Raw genomic sequence first — 20,575 nt, forward strand, 5'->3', positions numbered from 1 at the left:
TTACGCTAGGGGGCGCTTCTTGGTTACTGGGCTGCCATCGGCATGCGCGCAATCTGACAGCGTTGCCAGAGTGTGGACAGCGCGCCAACCAGATGCTCGATATCCTCATCCGTATGTACCGGAGACGGCGTGATCCGCAGACGCTCGGTCCCTTTTGGTACGGTGGGATAATTGATCGGCTGAATGTAGATGCCGAACTCTTCCAGCAGCGTGTCCGAGATGAACTTGCACTTCACCGGATCGCCAACCATCACCGGGATGATGTGGCTGGGGTTAGGAATATGAGGAATACCTTCCGCATCCAAACGGGCCCGAACCTGAGCTACACGGGCTTTCTGCAGGTCGCGTTCAGCATTCGATTGTTTCAAATGCCGGATCGAGGCCGCGGCCCCGGCCGCGATCGATGGTGGCAGGGCGGTGGTAAAAATAAACCCGCTGGCGAAGCTGCGCACGAAATCGCACAGCGCAGCCGAGGCAGCAATATACCCGCCCACCACACCGAACGCTTTACCAAGCGTGCCTTCGATCACCGTCAAGCGATCCATCAGACCTTCGCGTTCAGCGATACCACCGCCGCGTGGCCCATAGAGGCCAACGGCATGAACCTCATCCAGATAGGTCATCGCGCCGTATTTGTCGGCGAGATCGCAAATCTCTTTGATGGGGGCGATGTCACCATCCATCGAATAGACCGACTCGAACGCGATCATCTTCGGCGCATCGGGATCAGCTGCGGCCAGTTTGGCTTCAAGGTCATCCAAATCGTTGTGTTTCCAGATCACCTTCTGCGCCCGCGAGTGGCGGATGCCTTCGATCATTGAGGCATGGTTCAGTGCATCAGAGAATACGATCAGGCCGGGGATTTTCGCGGCGAGAGTGCCAAGGGCTGCCCAATTCGAAACATACCCGGAAGTAAACAGAAGCGCGGCTTCCTTTCCATGCAGATCGGCCAGTTCGGCCTCAAGCAGCACGTGGTCGTGAGTGGTGCCTGATATGTTTCGCGTGCCCCCGGCCCCCGCGCCACAGCGATCCAATGCGTCATGCATTGCATCGATAACAGATGGGTGCTGACCCATGCCAAGATAGTCATTCGAACACCAGATCCGCACATTTCGCTGGACAGATCCATCCGTCTGACGTGCGTTCGGGAAAGAACCACAGCGACGTTGCAAGTCTATGAAAACACGATAGTTCCCTTCATCCCGAAGGTCACTGAGGCTTTGACTGAAATAACGCTCGTAGTCCATGTTACGTGCTCCCCGGAATACTGGCTTTGAGCCGAGAATAGGGCAGCGAACCAAGCCGCAACATGACAATAGTCAAGTTTAGACAACATAAAACTATGGTGCACAACTGCCGGCTCTGGCATAGCGTGGAACAGGGATGGACCGACCGCGCCCATGCGCCGGCAGGAATTAACAGGGGTATTCTCTTGTCTCACGAAGCACAAAAAGCGATCGCACGTCAGTCGCTGCTGCTGCGCAGTTTACCGGAACAGCATGTGGAAACACTGCTGAGCCACGCGATCTGGCGCCAGTATGACCGTGGTGAGACAATATTCCTGCAGGAGGAAAAAGCGCAGGCCATCCACGTCGTGCTTGAGGGTTGGGTCAAGCTGTTCCGCATGACCCCCACCGGGGCCGAAGCCGTCGTGAGCGTCTTCAAACGTGGTGACAGCTTTGGTGAGGCCGTAGCTCTGCGTAACGTTCCCTATCCTGTATCCGCCGAGGCCGTATCGGCCTGTGATGTCATGCATATCCCCAGTCCGATCCTGATCTCATTGATGAGAGAGGACCCTGAGATCGGTATTTCTATTCTGGCCGCGACCTTTACCCATCTTCACTCGTTGGTGGCGCAGCTAGAGCAACTCAAGGCTCAGACCGGAGCGCAACGCGTGGCCGAGTTTTTGTTGAATCTCTGCGACAGCGACAAAGGCGGATGCGAGGTTTTGCTGCCCTACGACAAGATGCTCATCGCAGGCCGTCTGGGGATGAAGCCGGAAAGCCTGAGCCGGGCGTTTTCGCGGCTCAAGGCGGTGGGTGTGAAGATCAACCGCAACCACGCCGAAATCTCGGATATCGCGCTTTTGCGGGACTATGCGGAAAGCGATCCGGCGGAAAACTGGGGGCGGTGACCCCGGAATTGCCGCCGGGCCCAACCAACCACTTCAGACGGTTGCGCCCTTGCGGCGAATGGCGGTGCCCAGACTTCCGGTGCAGAGACCAACGATAATTGCGATCAGCAGCGCTATCGTTCCAACGTGGGAAATCTGCCAACCGGCAAAGAGCAGAGGCGCGATCAGGCCAACCAATCCACCCATCAGTGCGCCCAACCAGTATTGGCGCGTCATCATTCCCAGTGCCAGACCCAGAATGCCGGGCAGACCCAGTACGTTACCGCCGATGGTTCCAAGTATCTCTAACATCTCAGTCCCCACCTTGTTCCGAGCTTTTGTTCAGGAACGCGCGGATGTCGTCCCCTGATGCTGCAGCGTGTTCCTGCAGAACCTCACCATCTACCTCTTTCGCAATCTTCTCATACGTTTCCAAATAATTGGGTGGGAGACTGTGTGCGATGCCCTGGTGGCAATCGATGCAGGTCATGCCGGTGTCGATTGCGCGCTGGTGTTCGCTGGCTGCGCGGGTTTCCTGAAGGGTGAAGTCCATATAGTCAAAGTTGTGGCAGTTGCGGCATTCCCGGCTGTCGGATTCCTTCATCTTCTTCCATACGGCCGACGCCATGGAAAGACGATGGTCCTCATACTTCTCTTTCGTGCTGATGGTGCCTGCCAGTTCGTGGTAGACGTCCTTCACGGCCATGATCTTGGCCTTGATCTTGTGGTTCCACTCGTCCGGGACGTGGCAATCGGAACAGATGGCCCGCACGCCGGAATCGTTATTGTAATGGACCGTTTCCCGATATTCGCCCAGATTGGTTTCCATCGTGTGGCAGGATACGCAGAACTCTTCCGTGTTGGTCAATTCCAGTGCCCAGTGGAACCCACCCCAGAACAGGATGCCTGCCAGAAACCCGGCCAGTAGTGTAAAGCCGACACTGAGGACGGCGATCGGGCTCCAGAACCAGGTCCAGAGGCGCCGGATGAGTCCTTGTTTTTCTTGGGAGTCGGACATGTCGCGCTCTCCTTTTCGACCTGTGTTCAGTTTCCGGAGGAAGGTTCAAAAGTGTTATCGACCAGAGGCAGCGCATCGGCCTGTGGTACGTGGCACTGATTGCAGAAATACCGTGTGCCGGCGATCTGATCCAACTCTCGCCCTTCGCGGTCCAGATAGTGAGTCATCGACAACGTCGGAGCGTTGCGTTCACCAGCCTTGGTCCAGTCATGGCAGGAGAGGCACTGATTGGTGCGCAGGTCGATCTGGTACTGTTCGATCGAATGTGGGATCAGCGGCGGCTGCTGGCGATAATTACGCTGCATACGGCCTTCGACTGTCCGATGCACCTGATCCAGGACGGCGGGTTCATCGACTTCGGCACCGCGTAGGCTGTTAACTCCGGCAGACTGCGCGAGGGCCAGGCCACCGAGGAGCAGCGGCGGGATCAGGGCAAGGCCCACTAGGATCGGCTTTTTCATCTTCTCACTCCTTCAAAAAGGTCTTGAGGCGCGCGGCTGGGGCGCGGCGGTTGATTCCGGTGGCGCGACGGTCAGGGCGTCGAACCGATGGGTGAATTTGAAAACGTCTTCAGCGCAGACATCGATGCAGCGACCGCAATTGGTGCAGTCGGGCGACAGGATCAGCGGGTTGTCTTTGCCTTTCAGCGCCGGAGAGATCACATGGTTTTCTGGGCAAACCGCGTAGCAGTCCATGCAATCGTCACAGGCGTTGCGATTGGCGGCGCTGACCCGCAGCATCGCCTTGCTGCCCACCAGTCCGTAGAATGCGCCTACGGGGCAGACATGGCCGCACCATCCATGGCGCGAGACAAGCAAGTCAAACAGGAAGATCGCGGCGACCATCGCCCAGACGAAGCCCATGCCAAAGATCAACCCGCGATGCAGCATGGTGATCGGGTTGACCAGTTCCCAAGCAATTGCGCCAGTCAGGCCAGAGACGATCAGCACAGTGGCCATGATCCACAGCCGCGTTCCGCGTTTGGGCTGCCAGCCTTTTTGCAGACCCAGCTTGCGGTGCAGCCAGTGCGCGCCGTCGGTTACAGGGTTGATCGGGCAGACCCACGAGCAATAGACGCGGCCTCCGACCAACGCGTAGGTCGCCAGAACGATGACGGCACCAATGGCGGCGGTCAGCTCGGGCCAGTGCCCTGCGATCAGACTTTGCAGCAAGACGAACGGATCGGTCAGGGGCAGTACGCCTAGGGTCAGCGACCCGGCCAGAGTGCCCTGCACGATCCAGATGCCGAACCACGGGCCCAACAGGAACAGTACCAGGAAGAACACTTGGCTGGCGCGGCGCAGCAGCAGGTATTTATGGGCACTCAGCCAACCTTTGGCGGCGATAGCTTCATGCCCCAGCGGCATGTTTGTGCGGACGGTCATTGAGTGACCTCCGGCAATTTGAATCTGGGCTCAAACCCGCCCGGTGCGACAAGGTTATCGGAGCCCGGTCCCGGCAGGCGATCAGGCAAATCGATGATACCTTCGACGACGGGCGCGCCTTTGGCTTCTTTCTCTTCCCAGCCCTTGCGGTAGTGATCGGCGCTGCTGCCCCGAGCCAATCGGGCGGGCAGCACCTTGATCGCCGCTTCGGGCAGAACGCAGCTTTTCTCGCAAACGCCGCAGCCGGTGCAATGATCGGCGTGAACGGTTGGAATGAAGATTGCATGACTGCCCGAGCGGGCGTTGTGTTCGGTCTCCAGCGTAATGGCCTCGTCGATGACGGGGCAGACGCGGTAACAGACATCGCAGCGCAGGCCGAAGAAGTTCAGGCAGTTTTCCTGATCGACCAGAACGGCGACACCCATCTTGGCGTCGTCGATATTGTCCAGGCCGGGGTCCAGCGCCCCGGTCGGGCAGGCAGCGACACAGGGGATGTCGTCACACATTTCGCAAGGGATATCACGGGCGGTGAAATACGGCGTGCCGGTGGCCACCGCATCGACACCCAGCTCGGCCAGTTTCAGCGTGTCATAGGGACACTCTCTCACGCACAGACCACAGCGGATGCAGGCTGACAGAAAGTCTTTTTCCGGCAAGGCACCGGGGGGGCGCAACGCCTCGGCCGGCAACGCCCGTGCGTCCCGCGCCAGCCAGGCCAGCAAGGACCCGGCTGCTACGCAACCACCCGCTGCGCGCGCCGAGTCCTGCAGGAACCGGCGCCGCTGCGGCGAAAGGGGTGTGCCAACACGAGACATGGGGACGACCTTTGCCTTGCCAGCCTTTTACGCGCGCTCGACCTTACAGGCGCATTTCTTGAAGTCGGTCTCTTTCGAGAGCGGGCAGGTCGCGTCCAAAGTCAGCTTGTTTGTCAACTGGCCTTCGTCGAACCATGGCATGAACACCAGGCCACGCGGCACTTTGTTCCGGCCTCGGGTTTCGACCCGGCTGTTAACTTCGCCGCGGCGGGTGGAAAGAACGATCTCCTGCCCGCGGCGCAGACCGCGGTCGCGCGCATCGTCCGGGTGCATGTAGACAACGGCGGCGGGATAGGAGCGGTGCAGTTCGGGCACGCGGCGGGTCATCGAACCTGAATGCCAATGTTCCAGCACACGCCCTGTGCAGAGCCACAGGTTGAATTCCTCATCCGGTACCTCGGGGGCGGGTTCGTATGGCGCGAAGATGATCTTGGCCTTGCCGTCCTTATGGCCGTAGAATTTCACGTCTTCGCCTTCAGGCACATACGGATCATAGCCTTCTCGGAAGCGGTACAGTGTTTCCTTACCATCCACGACTGGCCAGCGCAGGCCACGCGCCTGGTGGTAGGTTTCGAATGGGGCCAGATCGTGCGCGTGGCCGCGCCCAAACTCGGCATATTCCTCGAACAGGCCCTTTTGCACGTAGTAGCCAAAGTGCTCGGACTCGTCGTTGTCGAATCCTTCTGCGGTCTCTGACAGCGGGAACTTGTCGATCGTGCCATTGGCGAACAGCACGTCATACATGGTCTTACCACGATGTTCTGGCATGGTCGCCAGCAGTTCCTCGCCCCAAACCTCTTCAACGGTGAAGCGTTTGGAGAACTCCATCAACTGCCACAGATCGGATTTCGCTTCGCCCGGCGCTTTGACCTGTTGCCGCCAGAATTGGGTGCGACGCTCGGCGTTGCCATAGGCGCCTTCCTTCTCGACCCACATGGCGGTAGGCAGGATCAGGTCAGCCGACAGGGCTGTTACAGTAGGATAGGGATCGGAGACGGCAATGAAGTTCTCCGGGTTGCGATAGCCGGGATAGCCTTCTTCGTTGATATTGGGCGCGGCCTGCATGTTGTTGGTGCACTGCACCCAATAGGCATTCAGATCGCCGTCCTTCAGCTTGCGGTGCTGCAAAACGGCGTGGAACCCGGGTTTGGGTGGGATGGTGCCCGCAGGAATTTTCCACGCGGTCTCGCAAATCTCGCGGTGTTTGTCGTTTGCCACAACCATATCAGCCGGCAGACGGTGAGCGAAGGTTCCGACCTCACGTGCCGTACCACAGGCCGAAGGTTGACCGGTCAGCGAGAAGGGCGAGTTTCCGGGTTCGGAAATCTTACCCACCAGCAGGTGCACATTGTACATCAGCGAGTTCACCCACGATCCGCGAGTGTGCTGGTTGAAGCCCATGGTCCACAGGCTCATCACCTTGCGGTTGGGGTCGGCATATTGCTGGGCCAGACGCTCAAGCTGAGCGGCAGGAACACCGGAGAGTTCCGATGTGTATTCCAGCGTGTATTCCGATACCGCTTCGGCATATTCTTCGAAGCTGATCGGCTCCATCTTGCCAGAGTTTGGATTCTCTGCCTCTTCCTGCAGCGGGTTGTTATCGCGCAGTCCATAGCCAATATCGGTGGCGGTCTTGGTGATGTTGACGTGTTTGTTGACGAACTCTTCGTTCACCGCGCCGTTCTGGATAATGTAGTTGGCGATATAGTTCAGGATCGCCAGATCGGTCTGCGGCGCAAAGACCATTCCATTGTCGGCCAACTCGAACGAGCGGTGTTCATAGGTCGACAGTACATGCACTTCGGATCCCGGTTTGGTCAGACGCGTGTCGGTCAGGCGTGACCACAGAATCGGGTGCATCTCGGCCATGTTCGAGCCCCAGAGCACGAATGTGTCTGCGTGCTCGAAATCGTCATAGCAGCCCATTGGTTCATCAATGCCGAAGGTGCGCATGAAGCCGACAACCGCCGAGGCCATACAATGGCGCGCGTTGGGGTCGATGTTGTTGGATCGGAAACCGGCTTTCATCATCTTGGCAGCAGCGTAGCCCTCCCAAACGGTCCACTGGCCCGAACCGAACATGCCGACACTGGTCGGGCCTTTCTTGGCAAGGGCCTCTTTCCACTTGGCAGCCATGACGTCGAAGGCTTCGTCCCAGCTGACGGGTTCGAACTCACCATTCTTGTCATATTCGCCGTTGGTTTTGCGCAGCATCGGCGTGGTCAGGCGGTCTTTGCCGTACATGATCTTGGACAGGAAATAGCCCTTGATACAGTTCAGACCGCGGTTCACCGGCGCATCCGGGTCGCCTTGCGTGGCGACCACGCGCCCGTCTTTGGTGCCAACCAGAACCGAGCATCCGGTGCCGCAGAACCGGCAGGCGGCTTTGTCCCAACGGATATCAGGGTTGCCGACCTGAGCGCTGGCTTGTCCGGTCGCAAGGGGAAGTCCTGCGGCTGATGCTGTCGCAGCGGCGGCGGTTGATTTCAAGAAGGTCCGGCGGGATTCAGAGATGGTCATGACATGGGTCTCCGGCTTTAGATCTGGCGAGAAGCGTTAAGGTGCGGACGGGTCTCCGCGAGGTCTTCGAAATGGTGGTAGGTCAGGGTCAGAGAGATCACACCCGGGATCTGGTGCAGATCCATGATCGTCTCGGACGCCATTTTTTCCGGCGTATCCTCGACCACAACAACAATGCGGCCATCCTCGGATGCTGCGTGAACTTCTGCCCCGTTTGTACCTGCAATCGCGGCCTGTGCACTCTGCTTGGTTTCGGGGGTTACATGGACGAGGCATCCACAGATATTCATAAGGCTACCTCCTGAGCGGGCGGGGTGTGGCGTTCAAAGGTGACAGAACCGGCAGGGCAGGCGCTGGCACAAGCGCCACAGCCGGTACAAATATCGGTGTCGAGTTGGGGTTCAGCACGACCACCGGTTTGCAGCCGAAAGCGGATCGCGTTGTGGTCGCAGACATCCTGACAAACCCGACAGCTGACACCATTCATCGACAGGCAAGAGGCCGACACCGCAGCGCGCCAAGGCCAATCAGCCACGTGTTCAGGATTCAGCGCCCCGGTCGGGCAAGCGTTGGCGCAATCGCCGCAAAAAGTGCAGGGGCCTGCATCCAATTGGACAACAGGCCAGCCTTGCGCGTCGAAACGGATGATATCTTCAGGGCAGGCCTCGCGGCATTCGTCGCATTGAGTGCAAAGCTCAAGAAACTCGGTCACCGCACCCGGTGGGTGGATGGCTGATGTATCCTCGCGCAGCACTTTCCCTTTCAGGAATGCGCGTCGGCTGGCTAGCTTGTTCATTCGCTCGCGACCTTTGAGTGATCGACAGGGGTTGGCCTGCCTGACTCGGGTGTTAGCGTAGCACAGCGTGTAAGGAATTGACCTAGATCATTTTTGAACTGCTTATTTTTTCAGCATCCAGGGGCGGCAACACCCGAATATCAGGCGCGTTTCTCACCGATTGTAGCAACGCCAAGAACCGAGAGAACCTTTGCCTCGATCTGTTCTGCGTTCATTCCTGCGACGGCGTACATATCCGCCGGGCTCGCCTGATCGATGAAGATATCCGGCAGCACCATCGAGCGATACTTCAACCCTTCGTCAAACACGCCCTCATCCGCAAGCAATTGTGCAACATGGCTGCCAAAGCCGCCGATGGCCCCTTCCTCGATGGAGATCAGTGCCTCGTGATTGGCAGCCAGATCAAGGATCAGGTCCCGATCCAGCGGTTTGGCAAAGCGTGCATCGGCGATGGTGGGCTTGATCCCGCGCGCCGATAGCGCCTCTGCTGCTTTCTGCACTTCGGCCAGCCGCGTACCGAAAGACAGCAGCGCCACCCGGGCACCTTTCTTGATCAACCGGCCCTTGCCGATCTCCAATACTTCTCCGCGCTCGGGCAGATCAACGCCCGCTCCTTCGCCGCGAGGATACCGGAAAGCGATCGGGCCATCGTCATGTGCCACCGCAGTGGCGACCATGTGCATCAATTCGGCCTCATCTGCAGCCGCCATGACAACCATACCCGGAAGGTTGGCCATGTAAGCAATATCAAACGACCCCGCATGGGTCGCACCGTCTGCCCCAACCAGACCCGCACGGTCGATGGCAAATCGCACCGGCAGGCGTTGGATCGCCACATCATGCACAACCTGATCATAGCCACGCTGCAGGAAGGTCGAATACATCGCACAGAATGGTTTCATGCCCCCGGCGGCCAGCGCAGCCGAGAAGGTCACGCCATGCTGTTCGGCAATCGCAACGTCGAAACAGCGCGACGGATAGCGCTCCGCAAACAGGTTCAGCCCGGTCCCGTCCGGCATCGCGGCTGTAACCGCGACGATCTTGTCATCCCGCGCTGCTTCATCGACCAGTGTCTTGCCAAAGACCGAGGTATAGGAAGGCGCGTTCGAAGGCGCCTTTTTCTGCTCGCCCGTCACCACATCGAACTTGGCGGTCGCGTGACCCTTGTCGCGGGCCTGTTCGGCGGGGGCATACCCCTTGCCTTTCTTGGTCAGCACATGGATCAGGATCGGTCCGCTTGCCTTCGCCTTGACCGCACGCAGAACCGGCAGCAACTGGTCCAGATCATGCCCGTCGATCGGGCCAAGATAGGAAAAGCCGAGCTCTTCAAATAGCGTCCCGCCCATGGCCATGCCCTTCAGCATATCCTTGGCGCGCTTTGCCCCTTCGCGGAAGGGTTCCGGCAGCAACGACACCGCACCTTTGGCAGCAGCTTTCAGATCGTGAAATGGTTCTTCGGCATAAATGCGCGATAGATAATTCGATAGGGCACCCACCGGCGGTGCAATGCTCATCTCATTGTCATTGAGAATTACGATCAAGCGTTTCTTCAGGTGGCCTGCGTTGTTCATCGCCTCAAAGGCCATGCCGGCGGACATAGAGCCATCGCCGATCACAGCGATCGCATCGCCCAGCCCTTCAGGCGTAACGCCGCCCAGATCACGCGCGACAGCAAAGCCTAGCGCGGCACTGATCGAGGTACTGGAATGTGCAGCGCCAAATGGATCATAGGCGCTTTCACTGCGCTTGGTGAATCCGCTTAGGCCGCCTTTTGTGCGAAGGGTGCGAATTCGGCCCCGGCGTTCTGTCAGAATCTTGTGCGGATAACACTGGTGACCTACGTCCCAGATGATCTTGTCTCGTGGCGTGTCGAATACCGCGTGCAGCGCCGTGGTCAGCTCGACGACACCCAGACCCGCGCCCAGATGCCCTCCGGTCACCGAAACTGCTGAAATCGTCTCGGCCCGCAACTCATTTGCGACCTGATGCAACTGCGCATCTGAAAACTGCTTCAGATCCGCTGGGCGGCTCACAAGGTCCAACAAGGGCGTATTCGGGCGGTCAGACATTTGGCGTTCCTGGCTTAGCTGTCCCGGGCAATAACGAAGCGGGCAGCCTGCTTCAAGGTTTCTGCAGCGGGGCCATGTTCGTCCAGCGCAGCACAAGCCTGATCCACAAGCTCAATTGCACGGGATCTGGCGGCGTCCAGACCCAGTAGCGAGACAAAGGTCGCTTTGCCCGCCTCGGCGTCTTTCTGCAGCCGCTTTCCGGCCTTTTCGGCATCTCCTTCGACATCCAAAATGTCATCCGCGATCTGAAAGGCAAGCCCAAGCGCCTGGGCATATTGGCGCAAGGGGGTGGGATCGGCCTGCGCCAATCGCGCACCCGCACAGGCGGACCATTCGATCAACGCACCGGTCTTGCCCGCTTGCAGATGTGTAATCTCATCCAGTGTCAGCGGCTCCGCCGCCGTCTCAGCGGCGATATCCAGCGCCTGACCCAGAACCATACCCTGTGCGCCGCTCGCTTTTGCCAGTGTTAGAGCCAGTTCAGCGCGTATTTCAGCATTTCCGACCTCTGGCCGCGTGCAAAGCTCAAACGCAAGTGTCTGCAGCGCATCCCCGGCCAGAACGGCGGTGCCCTCATCCCATTTCACGTGCACCGTTGGGCGTCCACGCCTCAGGTCGTCATCATCCATGCAAGGCAGGTCGTCATGGACCAGAGAGTATGCATGCAGCGCTTCGATACCCGTCGCTGGCCAGATTGCCCGAGCTGTATCGACGCCAAGCAACCGCGCGCTTTCCAATACCATAAACCCTCGCAGACGCTTGCCGCCCTCGGTGGCATAGGCCATGGCCCGTGTCACATCCAGATCATCCAGCGCGCTCAGAACCAAATCGAAATGGCTCTGAATCAGCGCGGCATCCTGTGCCAGCTTTTCACGAAACATTTACTGACCTTCGACAGGCGTCGTCCCGGTTGGCTGACCACCTGCGTCCAGAGTGATCGCGGCCACTTTTTCCTCAGCACGCTTCAGCTCATCCTCGCAGCGCTTCTTCAATGCGGCGCCACGTTCGTACAGCGCAATCGATTGATCCAGCGCCACATCACCACGTTCCAACTGGCCAACCACGGCCTCAAGCTCTTTCATCGCTTGTTCGAACGTCATCTGTTCAACTGGGGTATCGGTCATCGTGCTGCCTTTATCAGTTCTTCCACATGGGCGCGTGTCGCCTCGGCCAATGCGTTCAGATCATAACCGCCTTCCAGAGTCGAGACGATACGGCCATCACACACGTCATCGGCAATCTTGCACAGCTCCGCCGTGATCCAGGCGAAATCGCCCGTGGACCAATTGAGATTGGCCAACGGATCATCTTGATGCGCATCAAACCCAGCGGAAATAATGATCAGTTCCGGCCTAAACGCCCGCAGACGCGGAAAGGCTTGCGCCTCATAGGCTCCCCGCATCTCGGCCCCACCCGTGCCCGGAGCCAGTGGTATGTTCAAAACGGTTTCATAAGCACCGGTCTCATCCGGGCGGCCCGAGCCGGGCCATAAGGGCATCTGCTGGCTGGTGATCACCAAAGCGCGTTTCTCATCCCAAAGCAGGTCTTGCGTGCCATTGCCATGATGCACGTCGAAATCCACCACTGCCACGCGGTTCAACCCGTGATGATCCAACGCGTGCTTTGCAGCCAGCGCGGCATTCCCAAACAGGCAGAACCCCATTGCCGTCTCGGTCTCGGCATGATGCCCCGGAGGCCGAATAGCGCAAAACGCGTTCGGCGCTTCGCCGGTCAGTACCAAATCAACGGCCCGCACCACCGCGCCCGCCGCACGATAGGCCGCATCAACAGATCCCGGAGACATGAACGTATCCCCATCAATCTGCTTGAACCCATCCGGGGGCCTATGGTCGAGAATATCGCTGATATGGTTCTGCGGATGCACCCTTAGCAGATCATCATCCGCCGCCAACGGCGCCGTCACACGCTGAACATCCAGCCCCTCAAGCGCATGCAGGATATGCTCCAACCGCGCAACCCGTTCCGGATGTCCCTCAGGTGTCACATGGTGCAAACAATCTGCATGGGTCAATAGGGCGGTTTTCATCAGGATCCCATCTTCATCTGGCTAAAAATACCTTCGCCGAAGGCCTAAGATCGCCGCGCAGCGGCAAAATCAATCCGGTGCCAACATATACCCTGCACCCCGTACGGTCTGCAGATACCGGGGTTGCTTCGGATCTTGCTCAAGCTTCCGACGCAAGCGGGTGATCTGTACGTCCACAGCGCGCTCCTGTGCCTGACCTTTGTCACGCCCCAGATCTTCGACCAGCTTGGCTCGGCTGATCGGTTCGCCGGGTTGAGCCGAGAATATTTTCATCAACTGGCTTTCGGTCGCGGTTAGGCGCACCGGGTCTTCGCCCTGCCACATCTCACCGCGTTCGATATCATAGCGAATGGGCCCAAGATGTAGAATCTTCGCCGCCGTGTCCTGTGCAGGTGTCTCTGGCATCCGACGCAGAATGGCGTTGATCCTCAGCAGCAACTCTTTCGGCTCGAATGGCTTGGCCAGATAGTCATCCGCACCCGCCTCAAGCCCGGCAATCCGATGCTCGGTCTCGCCCTTGGCCGTCAAAAGCAGGATCGGGGTGGAATGGGTGTCGCGCAGAGATCGGGTCAGGCTCACACCGTCCTCACCGGGCATCATCACATCCAGCACGATCAGATCGAAATCCAGTCCCGACAAAACCCGCCGCGCATGGGCTGCATCCCGCGCTGAGGTCACCAGAAACCCGCTGCGCATCAGGAATTTCTTGAGCAAATCGCGAATGCGCTCGTCATCGTCGACGATCAGAAGATGGGCGTCCATTTCGCTCATGAAGTCGTATCCCGCAGTTTCGTATATGCACGACGCATATCAGCATCCATCATTGCTTCAAGCACTTTGCGAAACCCGGCCACCGCTTCGGGGCCCGCATCCTTGTAGGCCGCGCGCATCCGGGCGCGCTGGGCGTCGGAGAGTTTGGCCTCTAACGCCTTTCCCTTATCCGTCAAAAATAGGTGGCGTTCGCGTTTGTCCACTGTTCCGACCCGGCTTTCGACCAACCCATCTTCGATCAGGCTGCGCAAGACGCGGTTCAGTGATTGTTTCGTAACACCCAATATGGCCAGCAGGTTGTTGACCGTTGTCCCCGGTGCACGATTGATGAAGTGGATGGCCCGATGATGAGCACGGCCGTAGGCCAATTCAGTCAGGATACGGTCCGGATCAGCGGTAAAGCCGCGATAGGCAAAAAACATGGCCTCGATGCCCTGCCTCAGTTGTTCATCTGTCAGAAACAACAGGCTTTCTCCGCCAAAGACCGGGGCGGGACGGATGTCGGTCATGTTGGGCCTCATTCGCAATATAATCTGACTTTATGTCAGCCTTATTGACATTCCAAGAGCGCACAGGTATCGAATCGCAGTTTTTGCGCAACATTGTGTCCGATACGGACCTAAACGGCGCAACATTCGGAAATATCGACCGGTTCAGGAGGTTTCGCATGGCTGGATATGACGATCGCGACGGTGTCATCTGGATGGATGGCGAATTGGTGCCCTGGCGTGAGGCCAATGTGCACATCCTGTCCCACGCGATGCATTATGCGTCTTCGGTGTTCGAGGGTGAGCGCGCTTATAACGGCAAGATCTTCAAAAGCCGCGAGCATTCCGAACGCCTGATCGCGTCGGCAGAGGCGCTGGATATGCCGATGCCATACTCGGTCGATGAGATCGAGGCCGCCAAGGAAGAAGCGCTCAAAGCCAGTGGTCTTCAAGATGCGTATGTACGTGCGCTGGTCTGGCGTGGCTCGGGCGAGGATATGGGTGTGGCGTCCGCCAAGAATCCGGTTCGGATGGCCATCGCTGTTTGGCCTTGGGGTGCCTATTACGGTGACGCTAAGATGCAAGGCGCCAAGTTGGACATCGCCGAGTGGAAACGACCCAGTCCGGAAACCATTCCAGTCCATGCCAAGGCAGCAGGTCTTTACATGATCTGCACCATTTCCAAACACAAAGCTGAGGCCAAAGGCTGCTCGGACGCTTTGTTCATGGATTATAATGGCAATGTCGCCGAGGCGACGGGGGCAAATGTCTTCTTCGTTAAGGATGGCGAAGTGCACACCCCGCTGGCCGATTGCTTCCTCAACGGCATCACTCGTCAGACGGTGATCCAGATGCTGAAAGACAAGGGCATCACTGTTCATGAACGTCGGATCCGTCCCGAGGAGATGGCCGATTTCGAGCAATGCTGGCTGACTGGCACTGCAGCCGAAGTTACACCTGTCGGGCAGATCGGCGATTATACCTTCGAGGTTGGCGATCTGACCCGCGAAATCGCCGAAGATTACGAGAAATTGGTCCGCGCGTAAGTTAACACCGTATTGAACCCCCGCTCAGGCGGGGGTTTTGATTGCAGATCATGCAAATATGCATGCAGATCGTTCGAAGGTATGGACGCTGCCGGGCCAAGCCGTATCGTTGGCTCATGTTAGATCTTCTCAGCGATATCCTTACACGCCTGTCTCTGCGTGGCACATTTTATTTCCGCACATCCTTTACTCCGCCGTTTGGGATACAGGTGCCGGGCTTCGAGAACGTGGCCCGGTTTCACTTTGTGCAACGCGGTGAATTGAAGGTGCACCTGCCAACAACCGGCGAGACCTTGCGGTTGCGGCAGGGTGATCTGATTCTTATTCCCCACGGTGCGCCGCATGCGCTGCTGTGTAATGAAGTCAAACCCTATGATGCCTTGCCCCTTGAGCAGGTGTTAGAGCGGTCAGGCTACAAAGGCGATGGTGTCCTGGTCTATGGCGGTGAGGAAGACGAGCGCGATACGCAACTGATTTGCGGACATTTCTCATGCACCGGGCCAGCCGGGCGAAACGGAACCGGTCATATGCTGATCGACCGGTTGCCACCTTTTATACTGATCGAGAATTACGGTGAAGAAGCGGGTGCCTGGATCGAGGCGACATTGCGCATGATCGGATCTGAAGTGTCCGGTGCTCGTATCGGCGGTGACCTGATCGCGCTGAAACTGTCCGAAGTGCTGTTTGCGCAAGCGATCCGGGCATACCTTGAACATCAAAGTCCTCATGATGCCGCGCTTGCCGGATTTGCCGATCCGCGCATCTCGCGGGCGCTGACTGCATTTCACCAGTCTCCGGCACAGGAGTGGAGCGTTGCGATGCTCGCGCGAGAAGCAGCAATGTCACGCACTGCATTTGCGCAGCTTTTCTCACAAAAGATGGGGACTACCCCGATGCAGTACCTGACGGACTGGCGGATGCAGATCGCGTGCCATGGGTTGACCGAAAATCGCTGGAACGTTGCGGATGCCGCAGCAGAAGTGGGATACGCGTCCGAGGCTGCGTTTTCACGCGTGTTCAAGAAGCAGGTCGGACTGTCGCCCGCCGCGTACCGTGCGATGCACTAATCGTACTGATCAATTGAACGATCTGCAATAAATGCAAAACGAACTGAGATGTTGCGTTCAATCGCGCGCCCCTAATCTTTGATCATCACTGATTGAAGAAAGGAAGTTCACATGTCCCTGCGTTTTGTCACCCGCTCTGTCCATGCCTATCTTGACTACCCGGTTGCGATTGCGCTGATGGTTTTGCCTTTTGTACTGGGGCTGGGCCAGTCCAACCCGCTGGCACTCTGGCTGTCCGTTGTGACCGGCATTGCAGCATTCGTACTGACCGTTCTGACAGACCATCACCTTGGGATTTGGCGGGTTCTGCCATACAAGTTCCACTTGGCTGTTGATCTGCTTGTCGGCGTCACGTTCCTGTTTGCGCCCAGCCTGTTTGGATTTTCTGGGCTTGATGCGTTGTTCTACTGGGTGAACGGGGCCGCAGTCGTTGTGGTGATCTCGCTCAGCGCGCCCGAACAGAGCGCTATTGTTTGAAGTGAGTCAGAACCGTAGCGATCAGCTGGGCCATGCGGGCATCCGGATGGCCTTTTTTTGTTTTAGACACTAATAAGGCCAAATTTGCCCAATGGGTCGCCCCTGTTGCATCAGATTTTCAGGCTTGAATTTTCCGACAAAAACCATCAGATATAGCGCAACGCCAGATGACACCATCAAGCAACTGGTTCCGGGGCGATCTGTGGGCTCAGCAAAAGCAGATGTGAAAGCCCGCCATCGCCCCGGGAACGACCAAAGGAGCCCGCGATTGCGTGATCGATTTGAAGAATTGATGGCCGATCCCTGCTGTGCATCGTGTGATTGCGACGCGCTAACCTCAGAAGTCGCGGCCTATCTCGATCACAAGACCTGCAACGCCGAGCGCTGCCGGGCGCTCGAAGAACGCTCAGCCGCAACGATGTACGCAGTCAGGCGCGATTCGATGCGCGCGCTGAATGAGGGTGGTGCGCGGGCCTAGAAATCCACACCACGTTGAGCTTTGATGCCGGCTTGGAACGGGTGTTTTTCTTCGGTCATCTCGGTTACCAGATCCGCATAGTCCCTGAGGGCTTGCGGGGCATCCCGGCCAGTCAGGAACACGCTGGTTTTGTCTGATCGGGTCTGAAGCCCCTCAATAACAGTGTCTACTGAAAGGTATTCGTAGCGCAGGGCGATATTGATCTCGTCGAGAACAACCAGATCGTAGTCGCCGCTTTTCATCAGATCACAGGCCTTGTTGAAGGCCGAAGTCGCAGCCGCGATGTCGCGCTCGCGGTCTTGTGTATCCCAGGTAAACCCTTCGCCCATCGTGTGCCAGGTGACCAGGTCGCGTTCCTCAAAGAACCTGCGCTCACCGGTTTTCCACTTGCCCTTGATGAACTGAACCACAGCCACTTTCTGGCCCCAGCCCAATGCCCGGATCACCACGCCAAACGCAGCCGAGGATTTTCCCTTGCCCTTACCTGTATTGATCAGCACCAGTCCCCGGCCGGGATCGACCGCTTCCGAGACTTTCTTGCGGTGCTTGGCTTGCACCTCTTGCATCTTTTCTTTGTGGTTCTGTGCGTCGCTCATCGGGAAACCTCATAGGTGTATCGCGACCCAACCTAGGGAAAGATTGCGAAAGGTAAAGTCAGGCTTTGGGATCCGTTGCTGATCGCGCTTTGGTCCGATCAAGGCCAAGTTGTCGTTCACGCAGGATCACCACGACGTTGCCTGCAATCACCAACGCCGCGCCGCCCAGCATCACCAGGGTTGGCAACTCATCGAACCAGAAATAACCAATGACAATGGCGAACAGCATTGTGGTGTAGTCATAAGGTGCCAGCATTGACGCTTGTCCAAACTTGTAGGACGAGGTCACCAGAATCTGCGCCACTCCGCCGATCAGGCCGATTGTCACCAGCAATGCGGCTTGCTCCCATGTCGGGATAACCCAGCCCCAAAACACTGTGAGACCCGAAAGCAAGGTCGCAGTGAGAGAGAAATAGAACACGATTGCGGCGGGATGATCCACCTGTACCAGTTGGCGAATATGTATCTGCACAAAGGCACGAGCAACGGTTGCAGCCAGCACGCAAAGCGCACCTATTGTTGCGGCGGTTTCGGCAGTGCCTGAACCCAGCCGGGGCCAGATCATGATCAGAACGCCGACAAGGCCAAGCGCGACGGCCCCGATACGAATCATTCGTATCCGCTCGCCCAACATGATTGCTGCCAGAATCAGCGTGAAGATAGGGGTTGCATATCCGATGGCGGTTACCTCGGGCAGCGGCAACAGGCTAAGACCAGTAAAGGTCAGCCCCATGGCCGAGGTTCCCAGAACCCCGCGCCAGAAATGGCCCATCGGCTTCTTGACAACAAAGCCATGCACCAGCTCTCCTCGCCAGACCAGCCAGGCGATGATAACCGGAATCGCGAAAAGCGAGCGGAAAAACACCATCTCTCCCGGCGGGAAATCATCTGACAAAGCCTTGACCAATGCAGACATCGTCGTGAACAGCACGAGCGCACTGAGCTTGAGCGCCACGGCCAATGCCGGACGATGCGATGTTAAGGATTTCGCCATGGTCGCGAACCTGCGCCTTTGAGGCGGAAAGATCAACTGGCCAAAGTTGACGTATCAGAGATTGGACCAGTCTAGTGGAAGCTGAGCTCCAATTTCCTCTGACAGGTCCTTTAGAAACCTCATCATCCGCGCGGCTCGGTCCTGCGCGATGGCCCTGCCTTTTTCGGTCAGCATATCATTGGGTAAGCGCAGCAGTTTTATTTGCCAGTGATCGATTGAAAAAATCAGGTCATTCGGCAAACGGTTTTCGGCAAACGGATCTGACGGGTCATAAAGGGTGCGTCCCAGGGCGCCCGATACTGAAAAGTTGCGGGCGATACCGATAGCACCCAACGCATCCAGACGATCGGCATCCCGTAGTATTCGCGCCTCGGGTGTTTCGGGCGGGATGTTGGCCGAAAAGCTATGGGCGGCAATGGCGTGCTGAACAGCTTCCGTTTCGATGGCTGTATAGCCAAGGTCTGCAAGAATAGGCTCTGATTCAGCGGCGGATCGCATCGAGGCCAGATGCCGATCCGGATCATCTTTTGACAGGTTGATCAGATCATGCAGATAACACGCCGCCAGCAAGACACGCGGGTTGGTTTCATCATCCGCAATCGCCTGCGCATTAACCCAAACCCGATCCAAGTGCGCCAGATCATGCGCCGGATCCGTCTGCATCCGTTGCCTGACGACAGCGCGCAGCGAAGCGCGCAGATCAGCCAATCTGTCCACGGTTCTCGCCGATTTGACCACGGTGCAGGAGCAGGTGATCGAGGATCACGCAAGCCACCATTGCCTCACCTACCGGAACGGCGCGGATGCCGACGCAGGGGTCGTGGCGGCCTTTGGTAATGATCTCGGTCTCTTCGCCGGATTTGGTGATGGTCTTGCGGGTGGTCAGAATGGACGAGGTCGGCTTGACCGCAAAGCGCACCACAAGATCCTGGCCGGTCGAAATGCCGCCCAGAATACCGCCAGCGTGGTTCGAGCTGTATTGAGGGCCGTCCTGTCCCATGAATATCTCGTCGGCGTTGGCCTCGCCAGTCAGTTCGGCGGCGCCCATGCCTTCACCGATTTCAACCCCTTTAACGGCGTTTATCGACATCATGGCTGCAGCCAGATCAGTGTCTAACTTGGCATAAACCGGCGCGCCGAGCCCCGCCGGAACGCCGCGCGCGACCACTTCGACCACTGCGCCGACCGAGTTGCCGGATTTGCGCAGGTCGTCCAGATAAGCGGCCCAATCTTCGGCTGCTTTGGCGTCGGGCGTCCAGAATGGATTCTGTTCGATCTGCGACCAGTCGAAATTGGCACGGTCGATCTTGTGCGGACCGATCTGGGTCATATAACCGGTGATTTGAACATTCGGAGCGATCTGTTTGATAGCCTCACGCGCGAGTCCTCCGGCCGCCACACGTGATGCCGTTTCCCTCGCCGAACTGCGCCCGCCGCCGCGATAGTCACGGATCCCGTACTTCTGCCAGTATGTGATGTCGGCGTGTCCCGGACGGAACTTGTCCATGATGTCGCCGTAGTCTTTTGAGCGTTGATCGGTGTTCTCGATTATCAGCTGCACAGGTGTACCGGTTGTCTGGCCTTCGAATACGCCAGATAGGATCTTCACCTGATCGGGCTCACGCCGTTGGGTGGTGAATTTGTTCTGACCCGGTTTGCGCTTATCCAGCCAGTGCTGGATCATCGCTTCATTAATCTCAACGCCCGGGGGGCAGCCGTCGACCGTGGCCCCCAAGGCGGGCCCGTGGCTTTCACCCCAGGTGGTAACGCGGAAGAGGTGGCCAAAACTGTTCATCGACATGGGGCATGCTCCTTTGAGCGACGTGATTAGCGGGGAGTGCCTTGGTCCTCAAGCGGATTTGCATTTGCAGAGAAGCAAGCGCCGCCCTGTGGGC

At 58.0% G+C, this 20,575-nt stretch carries 24 protein-coding genes; 5 read left to right on the forward strand and 19 right to left on the reverse strand.

Features of this window, described 5'->3' with window-relative positions; translation table 11 throughout:
* Nucleotides 1-23: 23 nt before the first annotated feature.
* Nucleotides 24-1,247, reverse strand: coding sequence for a 5-aminolevulinate synthase (gene hemA, locus ACR0CZ_RS18200; RefSeq protein WP_170425552.1), 1,224 nt, complete (start codon nt 1,245-1,247; stop codon nt 24-26).
* Nucleotides 1,248-1,432: 185 nt separating this feature from the next.
* Between hemA and ACR0CZ_RS18205 the strand changes: the two genes are divergently transcribed.
* Complete coding sequence (locus ACR0CZ_RS18205; protein WP_170398170.1) at nt 1,433-2,134, forward strand: Crp/Fnr family transcriptional regulator; 702 nt, start codon at nt 1,433-1,435, stop codon at nt 2,132-2,134.
* A gap of 33 nt (nt 2,135-2,167) precedes the next feature.
* Here ACR0CZ_RS18205 and ACR0CZ_RS18210 read toward each other — a convergent pair whose 3' ends face one another.
* The 14 genes from ACR0CZ_RS18210 to ACR0CZ_RS18275 form a co-directional block, all read right to left on the reverse strand.
* Nucleotides 2,168-2,425 (reverse strand): hypothetical protein, encoded by a 258-nt coding sequence (locus tag ACR0CZ_RS18210; protein ID WP_170398173.1) that lies wholly within the window; start codon nt 2,423-2,425, stop codon nt 2,168-2,170.
* 1 nt (nt 2,426) lies between these two features.
* Nucleotides 2,427-3,131, reverse strand: a complete 705-nt coding sequence (locus ACR0CZ_RS18215; protein ID WP_170398176.1) for a NapC/NirT family cytochrome c — start codon at nt 3,129-3,131, stop codon at nt 2,427-2,429.
* A gap of 26 nt (nt 3,132-3,157) precedes the next feature.
* Nucleotides 3,158-3,592: a nitrate reductase cytochrome c-type subunit gene (locus ACR0CZ_RS18220; RefSeq protein WP_170398181.1), complete on the reverse strand. Its 435-nt coding sequence runs from the start codon at nt 3,590-3,592 to the stop codon at nt 3,158-3,160.
* A gap of 12 nt (nt 3,593-3,604) precedes the next feature.
* Entirely contained in the window at nt 3,605-4,516 is a 912-nt protein-coding gene (gene napH, locus ACR0CZ_RS18225) for a quinol dehydrogenase ferredoxin subunit NapH (RefSeq protein WP_170408116.1), read from the reverse strand.
* Entirely contained in the window at nt 4,513-5,331 is an 819-nt protein-coding gene (napG, locus tag ACR0CZ_RS18230; RefSeq protein WP_170398187.1) for a ferredoxin-type protein NapG, read from the reverse strand. Before napG ends, napH begins: the two co-directional genes overlap by 4 nt.
* A 27-nt stretch (nt 5,332-5,358) precedes the next feature.
* Nucleotides 5,359-7,851 carry a nitrate reductase catalytic subunit NapA gene (gene napA, locus ACR0CZ_RS18235; protein ID WP_170398190.1) on the reverse strand — a complete coding sequence of 831 codons (2,493 nt, stop codon included), beginning with the start codon at nt 7,849-7,851 and terminating at the stop codon, nt 5,359-5,361.
* Nucleotides 7,852-7,868: 17 nt separating this feature from the next.
* A complete protein-coding gene (locus ACR0CZ_RS18240; protein WP_170398193.1) occupies nt 7,869-8,141 on the reverse strand; it encodes a chaperone NapD in 273 nt (90 codons plus the stop codon).
* Nucleotides 8,138-8,647: a ferredoxin-type protein NapF gene (gene napF / locus ACR0CZ_RS18245; protein ID WP_170398196.1), complete on the reverse strand. Its 510-nt coding sequence runs from the start codon at nt 8,645-8,647 to the stop codon at nt 8,138-8,140. The genes ACR0CZ_RS18240 and napF overlap by 4 nt, the downstream gene beginning before the upstream one ends.
* Before the next feature lie 140 nt (nt 8,648-8,787).
* The gene (gene dxs / locus ACR0CZ_RS18250; RefSeq protein WP_480537228.1) at nt 8,788-10,716 is read right to left on the reverse strand and encodes a 1-deoxy-D-xylulose-5-phosphate synthase; all 1,929 of its coding nucleotides are present in this window, start codon (nt 10,714-10,716) and stop codon (nt 8,788-8,790) included.
* 14 nt (nt 10,717-10,730) lie between these two features.
* Entirely contained in the window at nt 10,731-11,597 is an 867-nt protein-coding gene (locus ACR0CZ_RS18255) for a polyprenyl synthetase family protein (protein WP_170625405.1), read from the reverse strand.
* Nucleotides 11,598-11,840 carry an exodeoxyribonuclease VII small subunit gene (locus ACR0CZ_RS18260; protein ID WP_170613140.1) on the reverse strand — a complete coding sequence of 81 codons (243 nt, stop codon included), beginning with the start codon at nt 11,838-11,840 and terminating at the stop codon, nt 11,598-11,600.
* Nucleotides 11,837-12,763: a histone deacetylase family protein gene (locus tag ACR0CZ_RS18265; RefSeq protein WP_170466531.1), complete on the reverse strand. Its 927-nt coding sequence runs from the start codon at nt 12,761-12,763 to the stop codon at nt 11,837-11,839. The genes ACR0CZ_RS18260 and ACR0CZ_RS18265 overlap by 4 nt, the downstream gene beginning before the upstream one ends.
* A gap of 69 nt (nt 12,764-12,832) precedes the next feature.
* A complete protein-coding gene (locus tag ACR0CZ_RS18270) occupies nt 12,833-13,534 on the reverse strand; it encodes a response regulator (RefSeq protein ID WP_170398206.1) in 702 nt (233 codons plus the stop codon).
* Nucleotides 13,531-14,043 (reverse strand): MarR family winged helix-turn-helix transcriptional regulator, encoded by a 513-nt coding sequence (locus ACR0CZ_RS18275; RefSeq protein ID WP_170398209.1) that lies wholly within the window; start codon nt 14,041-14,043, stop codon nt 13,531-13,533. The genes ACR0CZ_RS18270 and ACR0CZ_RS18275 overlap by 4 nt, the downstream gene beginning before the upstream one ends.
* 158 nt (nt 14,044-14,201) lie before the next feature.
* Between ACR0CZ_RS18275 and ACR0CZ_RS18280 the strand changes: the two genes are divergently transcribed.
* From ACR0CZ_RS18280 to ACR0CZ_RS18295, 4 genes are all read left to right on the forward strand, one after another.
* A complete protein-coding gene (locus ACR0CZ_RS18280; protein ID WP_170398212.1) occupies nt 14,202-15,068 on the forward strand; it encodes a branched-chain amino acid aminotransferase in 867 nt (288 codons plus the stop codon).
* 116 nt (nt 15,069-15,184) lie between these two features.
* Complete coding sequence (locus tag ACR0CZ_RS18285) at nt 15,185-16,135, forward strand: AraC family transcriptional regulator (protein ID WP_480537229.1); 951 nt, start codon at nt 15,185-15,187, stop codon at nt 16,133-16,135.
* A 111-nt stretch (nt 16,136-16,246) separates the two neighbouring features.
* Nucleotides 16,247-16,612, forward strand: a complete 366-nt coding sequence (locus ACR0CZ_RS18290; protein WP_170398218.1) for an SPW repeat domain-containing protein — start codon at nt 16,247-16,249, stop codon at nt 16,610-16,612.
* Between the two features lie 268 nt (nt 16,613-16,880).
* Nucleotides 16,881-17,090 carry a hypothetical protein gene (locus ACR0CZ_RS18295; protein WP_170398221.1) on the forward strand — a complete coding sequence of 70 codons (210 nt, stop codon included), beginning with the start codon at nt 16,881-16,883 and terminating at the stop codon, nt 17,088-17,090.
* Here the strand turns inward: ACR0CZ_RS18295 and cobO are convergent.
* Genes cobO through aroC form a run of 4 tightly spaced genes read right to left on the reverse strand, consistent with a single transcriptional unit; the run spans nt 17,087 to nt 20,481 of the window.
* Complete coding sequence (gene cobO, locus ACR0CZ_RS18300; RefSeq protein ID WP_170398223.1) at nt 17,087-17,686, reverse strand: cob(I)yrinic acid a,c-diamide adenosyltransferase; 600 nt, start codon at nt 17,684-17,686, stop codon at nt 17,087-17,089. The genes ACR0CZ_RS18295 and cobO overlap by 4 nt on opposite strands.
* A 58-nt stretch (nt 17,687-17,744) precedes the next feature.
* Complete coding sequence (locus ACR0CZ_RS18305; protein WP_170398226.1) at nt 17,745-18,680, reverse strand: DMT family transporter; 936 nt, start codon at nt 18,678-18,680, stop codon at nt 17,745-17,747.
* Between the two features lie 54 nt (nt 18,681-18,734).
* Nucleotides 18,735-19,397, reverse strand: coding sequence for an HD domain-containing protein (locus tag ACR0CZ_RS18310; RefSeq protein WP_170466534.1), 663 nt, complete (start codon nt 19,395-19,397; stop codon nt 18,735-18,737).
* Complete coding sequence (gene aroC / locus ACR0CZ_RS18315) at nt 19,381-20,481, reverse strand: chorismate synthase (RefSeq protein ID WP_170466537.1); 1,101 nt, start codon at nt 20,479-20,481, stop codon at nt 19,381-19,383. Before aroC ends, ACR0CZ_RS18310 begins: the two co-directional genes overlap by 17 nt.
* Nucleotides 20,482-20,575 lie beyond the last annotated feature (94 nt).

It is taken from the genome of Ruegeria sp. H9, assembly GCF_056532915.1.